Annotated in this window: 14 protein-coding genes; 6 read left to right on the top strand and 8 right to left on the bottom strand. The window is 67.6% G+C overall.

What is annotated here, in order from left to right; genetic code table 11:
- Positions 1–4 precede the first annotated feature (4 nt).
- Both B4U45_RS23320 and B4U45_RS23315 read left to right on the top strand, forming a co-directional pair.
- Positions 5–1,339, top strand: a complete 1,335-nt coding sequence (locus B4U45_RS23320; protein WP_075545840.1) for a cryptochrome/photolyase family protein — start codon at positions 5–7, stop codon at positions 1,337–1,339.
- Between the two features lie 101 nt (positions 1,340–1,440).
- Entirely contained in the window at positions 1,441–1,986 is a 546-nt protein-coding gene (locus tag B4U45_RS23315; protein ID WP_075545839.1) for an anti-apoptotic protein, read from the top strand.
- 12 nt (positions 1,987–1,998) lie between these two features.
- Here B4U45_RS23315 and B4U45_RS23310 read toward each other — a convergent pair whose 3' ends face one another.
- The gene (locus tag B4U45_RS23310; RefSeq protein WP_075545838.1) at positions 1,999–2,769 is read right to left on the bottom strand and encodes an MBL fold metallo-hydrolase; all 771 of its coding nucleotides are present in this window, start codon (positions 2,767–2,769) and stop codon (positions 1,999–2,001) included.
- Positions 2,770–2,850: 81 nt separating this feature from the next.
- On the opposite strand from B4U45_RS23310, the gene B4U45_RS23305 reads away from it, so the two are divergent.
- Together B4U45_RS23305 and B4U45_RS23300 are read left to right on the top strand one after the other, a co-directional pair.
- The gene (locus tag B4U45_RS23305) at positions 2,851–3,528 is read left to right on the top strand and encodes a TetR/AcrR family transcriptional regulator (RefSeq protein WP_082275268.1); all 678 of its coding nucleotides are present in this window, start codon (positions 2,851–2,853) and stop codon (positions 3,526–3,528) included.
- A gap of 254 nt (positions 3,529–3,782) precedes the next feature.
- Positions 3,783–4,223: a nitroreductase/quinone reductase family protein gene (locus B4U45_RS23300; RefSeq protein ID WP_241780172.1), complete on the top strand. Its 441-nt coding sequence runs from the start codon at positions 3,783–3,785 to the stop codon at positions 4,221–4,223.
- Positions 4,224–4,366: 143 nt separating this feature from the next.
- Here the strand turns inward: B4U45_RS23300 and B4U45_RS23295 are convergent, their stop codons facing one another.
- Positions 4,367–5,104 carry an acyltransferase gene (locus B4U45_RS23295; RefSeq protein WP_075545836.1) on the bottom strand — a complete coding sequence of 246 codons (738 nt, stop codon included), beginning with the start codon at positions 5,102–5,104 and terminating at the stop codon, positions 4,367–4,369.
- A gap of 230 nt (positions 5,105–5,334) precedes the next feature.
- On the opposite strand from B4U45_RS23295, the gene B4U45_RS23290 reads away from it, so the two are divergent.
- On the top strand, positions 5,335–6,600 hold the full coding sequence (locus B4U45_RS23290) for an outer membrane protein assembly factor BamB family protein (RefSeq protein WP_075545835.1): 1,266 nt from the start codon (positions 5,335–5,337) through the stop codon (positions 6,598–6,600).
- A 16-nt stretch (positions 6,601–6,616) separates the two neighbouring features.
- Positions 6,617–7,003 carry a hypothetical protein gene (locus B4U45_RS23285; RefSeq protein WP_075545834.1) on the top strand — a complete coding sequence of 129 codons (387 nt, stop codon included), beginning with the start codon at positions 6,617–6,619 and terminating at the stop codon, positions 7,001–7,003.
- Positions 7,004–7,006: 3 nt separating this feature from the next.
- On the opposite strand, the gene B4U45_RS23280 is transcribed toward B4U45_RS23285, so the two are convergent.
- The 6 genes from B4U45_RS23280 to B4U45_RS23255 all read right to left on the bottom strand — a co-directional run bounded on the left by B4U45_RS23280 (position 7,007) and on the right by B4U45_RS23255 (position 12,391).
- Positions 7,007–7,687, bottom strand: a complete 681-nt coding sequence (locus B4U45_RS23280; RefSeq protein ID WP_075545833.1) for an esterase — start codon at positions 7,685–7,687, stop codon at positions 7,007–7,009.
- A 71-nt stretch (positions 7,688–7,758) separates the two neighbouring features.
- The gene (locus B4U45_RS23275) at positions 7,759–8,985 is read right to left on the bottom strand and encodes a class I SAM-dependent methyltransferase (RefSeq protein ID WP_232336965.1); all 1,227 of its coding nucleotides are present in this window, start codon (positions 8,983–8,985) and stop codon (positions 7,759–7,761) included.
- Positions 8,943–9,917, bottom strand: a complete 975-nt coding sequence (locus B4U45_RS23270; RefSeq protein WP_075545832.1) for a class I SAM-dependent methyltransferase — start codon at positions 9,915–9,917, stop codon at positions 8,943–8,945. Before B4U45_RS23270 ends, B4U45_RS23275 begins: the two co-directional genes overlap by 43 nt.
- Before the next feature lie 10 nt (positions 9,918–9,927).
- Positions 9,928–10,677 carry an enoyl-CoA hydratase gene (locus B4U45_RS23265; RefSeq protein ID WP_089025127.1) on the bottom strand — a complete coding sequence of 250 codons (750 nt, stop codon included), beginning with the start codon at positions 10,675–10,677 and terminating at the stop codon, positions 9,928–9,930.
- Positions 10,674–11,522: an NUDIX hydrolase gene (locus B4U45_RS23260; RefSeq protein ID WP_075545830.1), complete on the bottom strand. Its 849-nt coding sequence runs from the start codon at positions 11,520–11,522 to the stop codon at positions 10,674–10,676. Before B4U45_RS23260 ends, B4U45_RS23265 begins: the two co-directional genes overlap by 4 nt.
- A complete protein-coding gene (locus tag B4U45_RS23255; protein WP_103845658.1) occupies positions 11,519–12,391 on the bottom strand; it encodes an ABC transporter ATP-binding protein in 873 nt (290 codons plus the stop codon). Before B4U45_RS23255 ends, B4U45_RS23260 begins: the two co-directional genes overlap by 4 nt.
- Between the last annotated feature and the right edge of the window lie 7 nt (positions 12,392–12,398).

The following is a 12,398-nucleotide window of genomic DNA, read 5'->3' as shown; positions in this document are numbered from 1 at the left end:
CCCGATGACGCGGGCGCTCTTGTGGTTTCGTCGCGACCTGCGGTTGCGCGACCATCCGGCGCTAGCCGCTGCCGCCGCCGACGACGAGGTGCTCGCCTGCTTTGTCCTCGATCCGCGTCTGGAGGCGTCGTCCGGCCGGCGCCGCCTGCAGTATCTGGGCGATTCGCTGCGGCTATTACGCGACGATCTGGGCGGCCGGCTGCTGCTGACCCGCGGGCGGCCCGAAGAACGGATTCCCGTAATCGCCAAGGAAATCGAGGCATCGGCGGTACATATCTCCGGGGATTTCGCGCCGTTCGGCCGGCGCCGCGACGAGCGGGTGCGCGCGGCGCTGGGCTGCGTTCCGCTGGTGGCGACGGGATCGCCGTATCTGGTGCCACCCGGGCGCGTCGCCAAAGACGACGGGACGCCATATCGGGTGTTCACCCCGTTCTTCCGCCGGTGGAGCGAGGCGGGGTGGCCCTCGCCGGCGCGTACCGGCCACGACTGTGCGCGCTGGCTGGATCCGGCCCAAGTGCCCGTCGAACACTGCGAAATCCCCGACCCCGGTGTGCCGCTTGACCCGGCTGCGGGCGAAGCCGCGGCTCTTCGGGAGTGGGGAGCCTTCGTCGACGACGGACTGGAACGCTACGCCGAGGATCGCGACCGGCCTGACCTCGACGGCACCAGCCGGATGTCGGCGCACCTGAAGTTCGGCACCATACACCCCCGGACCATGGTCGCCGGCCTGGACTTCCGCGGTGCCGGTGCCCGAAGTTACCTGCGCGAGCTGGCTTTTCGCGACTTTTACGCCGCGGTCCTGTTTGACCGCCCGGCCAGCGCCTGGCGCAATTGGAACAGTGACTTCGATTCCATCCAGACCGACACCGGCGCCCACGCCGAACGAGTCTTCGAGGCCTGGAAGGCCGGTGAAACCGGGTTTCCAGTGATCGATGCGGGGATGCGGCAACTGCGCGAGACCGGGTTCATGCACAACCGGGTCCGGATGATCGCCGCATCGTTTCTCGTCAAGGACCTGCATCTGCCCTGGCAATGGGGGGCGGCCTGGTTCCTGGAGCAGCTCACCGACGGCGACATGGCCAGCAACCAGCACGGGTGGCAGTGGTGCGCGGGATGCGGTACCGACGCCGCGCCGTATTTCCGGGTGTTCAACCCGACCACGCAGGGCGAGAAGTTCGACCCCTCAGGCGATTACATACGCCGCTGGGTGCCCGAACTGCGCGCGGCCGCCGACGTCCACCTCCGGACAGGCAAGCGCCCATCGGGGTATCCGCCGCCGATCGTGGACCATGGCACCGAGCGCGCCGAGGCGCTGCGCCGCTACCGTGGCATCGGCTGACCGGCGCGCGGTATTTCCCGGATTCGCTTTCGGAGAAGCTGTTTGGCATGTCATTATCAGCCGATTCACAGTTGTCCCAGTGTTCCAAGCAGGGAGGCGATATGGCTCACTCGATCGTTCGCGCGTTGCTGATCTCAGGCGCTGCCTTGGGGCTGATGGCCAGCGCCGGAGCCTGCTCATGTTCGATCGGATCGTCGTCGCATTCGGTGAGCAAGAGCGACGTCGCCGACCAGATCAGAGCCAAGATGACCGACGCCGCCGGTAACAAGCCCGAATCCGTGACCTGCCCGGGTGACCTGCCGGCCAAGGTCGGTGCGCAGCTGAACTGCGAGATGAAAGTCAAAGACTCGACCTACAACGTCAACGTCACCGTAACCAGTGTCGAAGGCAAGGACGTCAAGTTCGACATGGTGGAGACCGTCGACAAGAACCAGGTCGCCTCCATCATCAGCAACAAGCTGACGCAGCAGGTGGGCCGACGACCTGATTCGGTGACCTGCCCCGACAACCTCAAGGGCGTCGAGGGAGCCACACTGCGTTGCCAACTCACCGACGGCAGCGATAAGTACGGCGTCAACGTGACCGTCACCGGCGTCGACGCCGGCGATGTCAACTTCGACTTCAAGGTCGATGACCACCCCGAATAGGCCGGCTTAGTCTCAGGCGGCTATTTCGGCCTGTTGAACCGCCTGACCGACGCCACCGGCGAAGGTCCATGGGTCGCCGTGGCCGGGCAGCAGAGCGTCATCCATGTAGGGAGTGAGGTGTCTCAGTACGGACACCGTCGCCGCATTGTTGGCGGTGTGCTCGGCGAAGACGATCGGGCGGTCGTGACCGAAGAACATGGGATCGCGGGTCATCAGCGCGTCGCCGGTGAATAGCGCCGCTTGTCCGGGCAGATGAAATACGACGGAGCCGGCCGAATGGGCGCCGACGAACAGCGGCACCGGTCTTCCCGGTACATCCAACGGTGAGCCGCACCCTACGCGGTTTACCGATTTCAGCAGCGGCTGAACGAATACACCGTCACAGGCGGCTTCACCGAGCAAGCCGAGTGCTGCGGGCCTCCAGATGCGTCGCCGTAACCGCTGTGGGGGCAGTCGGCCCCGGGAGCTCTGCGCGAAGGCGGCATCGGCGTCGTGCAAGTAGACGGGAACGCCCTTGCGCCGCAACCGCTCAGCGAACCCGACATGGTCGGCGTGACCGTGCGTCAGGATGACTGCCTCGACGTCGGACTGCCGCCTACCTGTCCTCTCGAGCCAGGCGGCCAGGTAACGGCGGTGTCCGTCGAACCCGCAGTCCACCAGTGTCACCGCGTCACCCTCGGTGACGGCGTAGAAGTTCACTCGCCGAGTCCCCAGCAGATGGATGCCGGCCAACACCTCATCACCGGGCCGTGGCGAAGCGAATGGATTGTGCTTGATCAACATGACAGCTACTCCTACGGCGGAATGTATTTTGCTACTGTTTCGCAATAAAATTGCGTTGTCAATATTTTCGAGCGGATCGGTATGAAAAACATCTCGCCACGGCGCCCCCGGGGACGACCGCGTCAGTTCGACGAGCACCGAGTGCTGGAGGCGGTGCTGTCGGTGTTCTGGGAGCGCGGCTACTCCAGCGCTTCCCTCGACGATCTGGCACGCGCGGCTGGCGTCACACGGCCGAGTCTGTACACCGCTCTGGGCGACAAGAAGTCGATGTATCTGGCGGCGCTGGACCATTTCGGGCACCGGATGCGCACCGAATTCACGGCATCGCTGAACGCTGGTGGGCAGCTTCGCGACGACCTGCTGGCCGCTTACCTGTCCAGCGTCGACCTGTACACCACTCAACCAGGACCGGGCCGCGGCTGTCTGGCGGTCTGTACCGCGTCGGCAGAGTCGTTCAGCGACAAAGATATTCGTGACCGACTCGCAGAAATCTTGAGTGCCATCGATGCCGCTTTCACCGAGCGTTTCGATGCCGCGATCGCCAGCGGGCAGCTACCGCCGACCACCAATGCCGCCGCGCAGGGGCGGCTTGCCGGAGCGGCTTTGCATAGCCTGGCGCTGCGCGCCCGCGCAGGAGCCGACCGTCGGATTCTCGAGGAATTAGCCCACACCGCTGCCGAAGTCTTGAGCATGTCAGCGAATTGCGCCGCCGCGAGCACGGATGGCGAGTCAAAGCCGTTGCCCGTGAGTGATCTTTAGTGGTCACGCGAGCTGCACCGAATCACGCGATCGAACGAACTCTTACACCACGTCTGCGGGCTTGGCGCCGCGCCGCCATGGTCCACCTCTGGGCAGTTCGCAGTGAACTCATCGCATTCGCCTGGCCGCTCACCAGTTATCCAAGGCGCTCTGATCGGCATCAAGCGCAGCATCGAAGCGGCGCGTACGGTTGTTGCCGCGCGATCTTTCTCGCGTCCTCGTCCGCAATAGGAGCCCCGATGGATTCTGCTGAGATGGTCAACAACCCGGATGCGATGGGTGACTACAACAGCCGCAACATCGAAGAGTTTCGCGCCAACCGCGGCAAGGTCGCTGCCTTCGGCGAGGCACCACTGCTTATTCTGCACTCGGTCGGAGCGAAGTCTGGTCAAGAACGCCTCAATCCGGTGGCATATCTGCCTGTCGGCGACGACTGGGCCATATTCGCCAGCCGAGCCGGCACACCCAGGAACCCGGATTGGTATTACAACTTGAAGGCGCATCCCGCGGCGGCGATCGAGATTGGCACTAGCGACGGTGTCCAGACGATCGCAGTTACGGCGCGCGAACTGACCGGCACCGAACGCGACGACATATGGAATCGCCAGAAGGCGCTGGCTCCCGGCTTCGCCGACTATGAGCAGCAGACACAAGGCCGCGTCATCCCGGTCATCTTGTTGACCCGACGAAGCTGAAAAACCGGACCCAACGAGGTTCCGTGCAGCGATGCGACTTTGATCGATGGCGATTTCTTAGCCAACTGAGCGGCAATTCGGAGCGCCGTCGCGTGACCCGGTGCGAGCGAGCGGTACCCCGATGAAGCGCTGTTGGCGCCACCTCATCTGGCCGCCTTCTTGCGTTCGATATCGGCCAGTGCGGCAGCCAGTTCGGCGCGCTGCGCGGCCGACGCATCCCAGGCCACCCGCCGGTTCTTGACCACCTTGGCGGGAGCGCCGACGGCGATCGAATAATCGGGGACGACGCCGCGGACCACGGCGTGCGATCCCAGCACGCAGCCGCGTCCGATAGACGTGCCCCGCAGCACCGTCACCTTCACACCGACCCACGTGTCGGGCCCGATACGGACCGGCGACTTGACGATCCCCTGGTCCTTGATCGGCAACGTGATGTCGTCCATCCGATGGTCGAAGTCACAGACGTAGCACCAGTCCGCCATCAGCACCGAGTCCCCGATCTCGATGTCGAGATAGCAGTTGATGACGTTGTCCCGGCCGAGCACCACCTTGTCGCCGAAGCGCAGCGAGCCCTCGTGAGCGCGAATGGTGTTCTTGTCGCCGATGTGCACCCAGCGGCCGATCTCGAGCTGGGCCAGCTCCGGCGTCGCATGGATCTCCACACCCTTACCGAGGAACACCATGCCCCGGGTGATGATGTGCGGGTTGGCCAGCTTGAACTTCAGCAGCCGCCAGTAACGCACCAGATACCACGGGGTGTAGGCGCGGTTGGCCAGTACCCATTTCAGCGATGCCAGCGTGAGGAATCTGGCCTGGCGCGGGTCCCGCAATTGCGCACCACGCCAGCGGCGATGCAGCGGCGCACCCCACATGGACGTCATGGCCGGAAGCCTAGCCTGACGACGCGGAGCTATCGAGCGGGACGCGCAGCGTCCGGATGTGGGGGCACGGCACACCCGAGCCGCCACGGGTTACCCTCACCTGTACCCGATGGCCGCTATGCCGAACGGCCGGACCCGGCTGCCGGCGACCAACGTTGCGGAAGGTATTGGGGAACCCTGCGTAAGGACTGCGAAAGGTCAAGGTGCGTGCGCGACGTCTCCTGACAGCCATGTTCGCCGCCGTGCTCACGGTCGGGCTCAGCGGTTGCGGCAACACAGATTCCTGGGTGGATGCGGCGCCGGCGCTGGGCTGGCCCGCGCAGTACGGCGATGCCGCCAACAGCAGCTACACCGGCACGAGCGGCGCCAGCAAGCTCAAGCTGGCGTGGACGCGTTCGGTGAAGGGCAGCCTCGCGGCCGGGCCGGCGCTGAGTGCGCGCGGCTACCTGGCGATCAACGCGCAGACCCCGGCCGGTTGTTCGCTGATGGAGTGGGAGAACAACAACAACGGCCGCCAGCGCTGGTGTGTCCGGCTGGTGCAGGGCGGCGGGTTCGCCGGCCCGTTGCTGGACGGCTTCGACAACCTCTACGTCGGACAGCCGGGTGCGATCGTGGCCTTTCCGGTTACCCAGTGGACACGCTGGCGCCAACCGGTGATCGGGATGCCGACCACTCCCCGATTCGTCGGGCACGGCCACCTGCTCGTCGCAACCCACCTCGGACAGATACTGGTGTTCGATACCCACCGCGGCAAAGTCGTCGGCAGCCCGGTGGATCTGGTCGAGGGCGTCGACCCGGCCGATCCGATGCGCGGATTGGCCGACTGCGCGCCGGCGCGGATGGGCTGCCCGGTCGCCGCCGCCCCGGCATTCTCGGGGGTCAACGGGACCGTTGTGCTCGGTGTCTGGCAGCCGGGGGCACCGGGAGCGGGGCTGGTCGGCCTCAAACTGCGTGACCAGCAGCTGGTCCGTGAGTGGGCCAGTGATGCCGTCAAAGACGGGGTGCTCGCCAGTCCGGTGCTTTCTGCCGACGGAGCGACGGTCTACGTCAACGGCCGCGACCAACACCTGTGGGCCCTGCACGCCGCCGACGGCAAGGTCAAATGGTCGGCGCCGCTGGGATTTCTGGCGCAGACACCGCCCACGGTCACCCCGGAGGGCCTGATCGTGTCCGGCGGCGGTCCCGACACCCAGCTGGTGGCCTTCCGCGACGCCGGCGACCATGCCGACCAGGCCTGGCGACGCGACGACGTCACGCCGTTGTCGACGTCCAGCCTGGGCGGGAGCGAGGTCGGCTACACCGTGGTTGCCGGTCCACCCCACGACGGCGGACCGGGTTTGTCGTTGCTGGTTTTCAATCCGGCCAACGGTCACACGATCAATAGCTATCCGCTGCCGGCGGCCACCGGATATCCGGTCGGCGTCTCGATCGGGTATGACCGCCGGGTGGTAACCGCCACCAGCGACGGCCAGGTCTACAGCTTCGCGCCGGCTTAACGGCCATACTTGGTCGATGTCTACCGACGATGCGGCCACGGCGAACGCGGCTCTGTCCAACCGCCGCAACCCCGCCCACCGGGCGCTGGATATCACGGTCGCGATCCTGCTGCTGGCGCTGCACGCCCTATTGTTCGTGGCGACGATGCTGGTGCTGGGCATGCTGGTGATGGGCACCGACCCGTGCGGTGCTCAGCCCTGTGGCGATCCGGCCTGGGTGGACCGCGCCATCAGGTTGGGATTGTGGGCCGGCATCGCGATCTTCGTCGCCGACCTGGTGGTCACCGTGTCGCGTCTCGCGCGGCGCACCGTGGCCTTCTTCGTACCGATCGTCGGGTGCGTGGCGCAGCTGGCGTTGGGCGGCGCGGCGGCAGCGATGGAATCGCTGGCCGGCCCGGTGTAAGCCTCAGATCGCCAACGCCGGGATAGCGTTGCGCGGCACCTGGACTTGAGTTGCTCCGGCATACGACGGCAGCAGCTCGCCCTGGGCGAAGTAGAAAATCACGTCGTCGTCGGTGATGGCGAAGTTCTGGTAGTGGCTCGGATCGAGCCCGCTGGAGGGCGTCACCACTGAAAGCCCGGTCTGGTGTTCCAGGTCCCGTTGCACGATCGGAAAGATCGCGTCCAGCGGCGTGGTGCCGGGCACAAACAGCGTGTCGAAGGTGATGGGTTGTTTCGTCCCGAGGTTGTAGTTGAAGGCCTTGTACCAGGTGAACGGATGTGCGCCACCGAGATCCTGGAAGAACTTGAGCACCACGCTGCGGGTGTTGTGTGGTGGCTGGCCGGCGCTGTGTTGTTCGGCGGTGGCGTCCATCTGGTAGGGCCGGTCGCGGCGTGGCGACCCCTGCGCCACGTTGACGAATCCGTCGCGGTTCTGCGTGATGTAGTCGGTCAGCGCCTGTTGGTCCGGGTAGTCGACGGGGTAGGTGATGTCCAGTGTGTAGCTGGAGCCTGTCGCATGGATGTGGCACATCTGCGCTGCCTCGACCGAACCGCCGAGGCTGGCACAGGTCGGCGGTGCTGCGGCCGCCGGGCAAACCAACAGGACCGCAGCAGCCAGCACTGCGACCGCTATCAGATGACGCATTGTCGAATGTTCCTCGCAGACCTTCGGGCAGTGGCGCCGCCAAGGGTGATCGCCGCCAGCGTACCCGGCCACTACCGAGACGGGCAGCATACGAAGGCGGTCCCACGGCCGGCGGCCGCCGAACCGATCCGGGTGATGACCACCGACAGCGGTCGGCCACCACGCAACCGCAGCCGTCGCCGCAGCGCGTCGGGATCCACCTGCACGCCGCGGACCAGGATCTCCAGCGCCCCGCAATCCAGCGCAGCCAGTGCCTGGCGCAACCGGCGCTCGTCGAACGCCAGCTGCTCGAGCACCTCGAAACCGCGCACGCCGGCGGGCAGCCGGTCACCGGACAGGTAGGCGATGTCGGGGTCGAGCTGCCACAGCCCGTGCCGGGCGCCGTAGTGGCGGACCAGGCCGGCCCGGACGACGGCCCCGTCGGGATCGACGATCCACCGCCCGGCGGGTCGCACCCCGCAATCGTCGGGCTCACTGTCGGTGACCTGTTCGCCGCTGTCGAGGATGCTGGCCCGACGCCGCACGCCCGGCGCAGCCAATCCGCCCGACCACAGGCACGCCTCCCGGACCGAGCCGCGGTAGGCGGTCACTTCGATTTCGCCCTCGAATCCGAGCCGGCTCAGCTGATCGAAACCGATTCCGGGAGCGCACTTTACGACGAGCTCCCGGCCGCGGTAGGTCGCCAGCAGCGGGCCCAGCGCCGGTTGGTAGTCGGCCGGGCGCAAGCGCCGGCGCCCGCCACGGCGACGCGCCGGGTCGACGACGACGACCGCGTCCCGGGTCACCGGGTGCAGGGCGTCGGCGCGACACAGGTCGGCATCGGGTCCCAGGTTGTGGCGCGCCATCGCCAACCGGACGGGGTCGATGTCGCTGCCCACCGCCCGCGCCGACGTCCGGCGCAGCGCGGCCAGCTCGGTTCCGACGGAACACGTCGCGTCGTGCACCACCCGACCGGCCAGCCGCCGGGCGCGATGCAGCGCCACCGCCGCGACCGTGCCCTGCTGCAGCGCCTCATCGGTGAACAGCCAATTGGAGACGTCGCCCAGATCGGCCAGCTTGTCTGCAGCGCGCCGCCGTAACAGCGTGGTCTCGACCAGAATCGGCGCCCGCTCGCCGAACCGGGCGCGCACCGCGGTGGTGTCGGCGACCCGGGTGGCGGCGCTCAGCTCGAACTCGGCGACCGCGGCCAGCGCGGCAGCACCCGGCTCCGAGCGCAGGTAACCGACGTCGTCAGAAGTGAACGCAAGGCCGACACTCAGGACGGCTTGACCCCGGTGACCATCACGTTGTAGAACCAGCCCTTCGGCGCCACGTGCCGCCACAGGGTGGCGTCCACCCAGCTCAGCGCCTTCCAGCCGGTGAAGGCGAACTTCGCCCAGCCCCAGCCCAGGCGACCGGGCGGCAGCGAGGCCTCGAACGTCCGGACCGGCCAGCCGAACATCGCGGCGGTGAACTCCTCGCTGACGGTCTGGACCTGCGCCGCGCCGGCATTGGCGGCCATCCGCTCGAGGTCGGCCGGGGTGAACGTGTGCAGGTCGACGATGGCCTCCAGCGCCGCGGCGCGTGAGGATTCGTCGAGCTCGGCCTGGGGCCGTCGCCAGCTGCCCAGCCCGGGCAACCTGGTGACGTTGGTCGCGACGCGCCACGTCAGGGTGGACAGGGCACGGGCGTATCCGTTGCCGACGGTGGTCGGCTCGCCCGCGAAGACGAAGCGGCCGCCCGGCTTCAATACCCGGATCACTTCGCGCAGCGACAGCTCCACATCGGGAATGTGGTGCAGCACCGCATGCCCGACCACCAGGTCGAAGGTGTTGTCGTCGTACGGGATGCCCTCGGCGTCTGCCACCCGGCCGTCGATCTCCAGCCCCAGGGACTGCCCGTTGCGGACCGCGACCTTGACCATGCCTGGTGAGAGGTCGGTGACCGACCCACGCCGGGCAACCCCCGCCTGGATCAGGTTGAGCAGAAAGAACCCGGTGCCGCAGCCCAGTTCCAGCGCCCGGTCGTAAGGCAGTTCGCTCAACACCTCGTCGGGCACGATGGCGTCGAACCGGCCGCGGGCGTAGTCGACACAGCGCTGGTCGTAGGAAATCGACCATTTCTCGTCGTAGTTCTCGGCTTCCCAGTCGTGGTAGAGGACCTGGGCGAGCTTGCTGTCATGCCGGGCGGCTTCCACCTGTTCGGCGGTGGCGTGCGGGTTGGGCACGACGTCGGTCGAACTGCTCGTCATACCGGGAAGCCTAACGGCCGGCGTCGTCGCCGTTGCCGCCACCGCCTCGACTTTCGGCGAACACCTCGACGTAACGACGCCGTTCGGCGGCGGGTCGCAGCGCCGGTTCCAGTTCGAGGACGTCGTTGATGACGGCCTTGGCGGCGGCCATCGCCAGCGGCGGGCCGTCGATGAAGCGGCGCGCCCAGCCGACGGCGGCGTCATAGACGTGGTCGGGCGCCACCATGTCGTCGATCAGCCCCAGCGCCAAGGCCTCCTCGGCGTCGAAGAAGCGCCCGCTGAACACCAGCTCCTTGGCCCTGCTGGGACCGGTCACCTGGGTCAGGCGCGCCATGCCGCCGCCGCCGGGGATCAGTCCGGCCAAAATCTCCGTCGCCCCGAACTTCACGTTGTCGCCACTGACCCGCCAGTCGGCGGCCAGCGCCAGGGTCAGACCGGCGCCCAGCGCGTACCCGGTGATCGCGGCCACCGTCGGCTTCGGGATCGCGGCCACGGCGTCGATGGCCTGGCGCCGCACCCGCGCGGCGGTATCGGCCTCCGCGGCGGTCAGTGTGCGCAGCTCGGGCATGTCGTCGCCGGCGGAAAAGATCTCATGGCCGCCGAACACGATGACTGCGGCGACGTCCTCGCGGCGGCCCAAATCATCTGCCGCGGAAGCGATTTCCCGGTAGAGCTGACGGGTCATCGCGTTGGTCGGCGGTCGCGACACCACCAACGTGGCCAGGCCCTCGTTGGCGACGACGCCGACGAACTCCCTCACAGCGGCCACGCGGTGAATCCGCCGGAGCGCCGGGCCTGGTTGTAGCGGTCGGAGTCGAAGAACTCGATCTCCCAGTTGTCCCCCTGCAGCGCGAGGTTGGGTTGCACCGGCACAATCGTGCGCTGCACGGCCAGCACGTCGGCCACCGTGCGGCCTGCCAGCGCGTCGAGTTGGGTCCAGGTGGGCGGCAGCAGGATGTTTCGCCCGGCAGCGAAGTCGTCGATGGCGTCCTGGGGCAGCGTCCAGTCGGCCCGGTCGGACTCGGTGTTCTCACCGTCGGCACGCTGTCCTTCGGGCAGCGCTCCGACGAAGAAATAGGTGTCGTAACGACGGGTGAGCTCGGCCTCCGGGGTGACCCAGTTCGCCCAGGGCCGCAGCAGGTCGGAGCGCAGCACCAGATCGTTGCGGCCCAGAAAGTCCGCGAAGGACAGCGTGCGGTCGGCCAGGGCGGCGCGGTACTCGCTGTATACGGAGGCGTCGCGGACAATGCTGTTCGGGTCATCGGCCGGTCCGGCGAACAGCACACCCGATTCCTCGAACGTCTCCCGAGCCGCCGCGCACACCAACGCCTCGGCAAGATCGGGCTCGGTGCCCAGGCGCTGCGCCCACCACAGCGGCGGCGGGCCGGCCCACGCCCGCTGCCCGCCCAAGTCGGCATTGCGGTCCCGGTCGTCGACGCCGCCGCCGGGAAAGACCATCACCCCGGCCGCGAAATCCATGGCGGAGTGCCGCCGCATCAGGAAAACGGACAAGCCGGCCCCCGAGCCCGGCTCCGCGTCGCGGACTAGCATCACGGTCGCTGCGGGCCGGGGTACCAGGGGCCCCTGCTCCGACGGTGAGTTCATGGCTGCCTCCGATGGGCTGGGCGGGTGCGGACCCGCCGGGCGAAGTATCGCCCGTCGACGACGTCCACGGCGATCTGCTGGCCGAACGCCGTGGACAGGTTTTCCGCGGTCAGCACGTCGGGCAGCAGGCCGGACGCGACCACCTGGCCTTCGGCCAGCAACAGGCAGTGGCTGAAACCGGGCGGGACTTCCTCCACATGGTGGGTGACCAGCACCAGCGCGGGCGCGTCCGGGTCCGCGGCGAGGTCGGCCAGCCGCGCCACCAACTCCTCGCGGCCGCCCAGGTCCAGGCCCGCGGCGGGTTCGTCGAGCAGCAGCAGTTCCGGATCTGTCATCAGCGCACGGGCGATCAGCACCCGCTTGCGCTCACCTTCGGACAGCGTGCCGTAGGTGCGGTCGGCAAGGTGTTCGGCGCCCAGGCTCTCGAGCATGTCGACGGCACGCCGGTAGTCGAGGTCCTCGTAGCGCTCCCGCCACCGGCCGAATACGGCATATCCGGCCGAGACGACGAGGTCGCGCACCACTTCGTCGGTGGGCACCCGCTGCGCCAGGGCCGACGAGCTCAGCCCGATCCGGGCACGCAGCTCCGACACATCAACTCGGCCGAGCCGTTCACCGAGCACGAATGCGACTCCGGTCGACGGGTGCTCGGCTGCCGCGGCGATGCGCAGCAGCGATGTCTTGCCGGCCCCGTTGGGGCCGATGATCACCCAGCGTTCGTCGAGTTCGACAGCCCAATCCAGCGGCCCCACCAAGGTGCGCCCGTTGCGGCGCAGCGAGACATTCCTGAAGTCGATCAGCAGGTCTGGATCGGCTGTCTCCTGGTCAGCTGGTGAGCCGGATTCGGGCACCCGCCAATCGTGCCGCACCGCCCTC

Origin of the sequence: Mycobacterium persicum (assembly GCF_002086915.1) — a bacterium.
Lineage (GTDB): Bacteria > Actinomycetota > Actinomycetes > Mycobacteriales > Mycobacteriaceae > Mycobacterium > Mycobacterium persicum.
The sequence above is the reverse complement of the archived record's forward strand: the minus strand, read 5'-3'. Positions and strand labels throughout refer to the sequence as shown.

What these genes read in the sequence shown, in the direction of transcription:
- B4U45_RS23310 (WP_075545838.1), bottom strand. Translation starts at nt 2,769, where the DNA reads ATGTTGATCAAGCACAATCCATTCGCTTCGCCACGGCCCGGTGATGAG.
- B4U45_RS23270 (WP_075545832.1), bottom strand. Translation starts at nt 9,917, where the DNA reads ATGACGAGCAGTTCGACCGACGTCGTGCCCAACCCGCACGCCACCGCC.
- B4U45_RS23280 (WP_075545833.1), bottom strand. Translation starts at nt 7,687, where the DNA reads ATGCGTCATCTGATAGCGGTCGCAGTGCTGGCTGCTGCGGTCCTGTTG.
- B4U45_RS23305 (WP_082275268.1), top strand. Translation starts at nt 2,851, where the DNA reads ATGAAAAACATCTCGCCACGGCGCCCCCGGGGACGACCGCGTCAGTTC.
- B4U45_RS23295 (WP_075545836.1), bottom strand. Translation starts at nt 5,104, where the DNA reads ATGACGTCCATGTGGGGTGCGCCGCTGCATCGCCGCTGGCGTGGTGCG.
- B4U45_RS23300 (WP_241780172.1), top strand. Translation starts at nt 3,783, where the DNA reads ATGGTCAACAACCCGGATGCGATGGGTGACTACAACAGCCGCAACATC.
- B4U45_RS23290 (WP_075545835.1), top strand. Translation starts at nt 5,335, where the DNA reads ATGTTCGCCGCCGTGCTCACGGTCGGGCTCAGCGGTTGCGGCAACACA.
- B4U45_RS23315 (WP_075545839.1), top strand. Translation starts at nt 1,441, where the DNA reads ATGGCTCACTCGATCGTTCGCGCGTTGCTGATCTCAGGCGCTGCCTTG.
- B4U45_RS23285 (WP_075545834.1), top strand. Translation starts at nt 6,617, where the DNA reads ATGTCTACCGACGATGCGGCCACGGCGAACGCGGCTCTGTCCAACCGC.
- B4U45_RS23260 (WP_075545830.1), bottom strand. Translation starts at nt 11,522, where the DNA reads ATGAACTCACCGTCGGAGCAGGGGCCCCTGGTACCCCGGCCCGCAGCG.
- B4U45_RS23320 (WP_075545840.1), top strand. Translation starts at nt 5, where the DNA reads ATGACGCGGGCGCTCTTGTGGTTTCGTCGCGACCTGCGGTTGCGCGAC.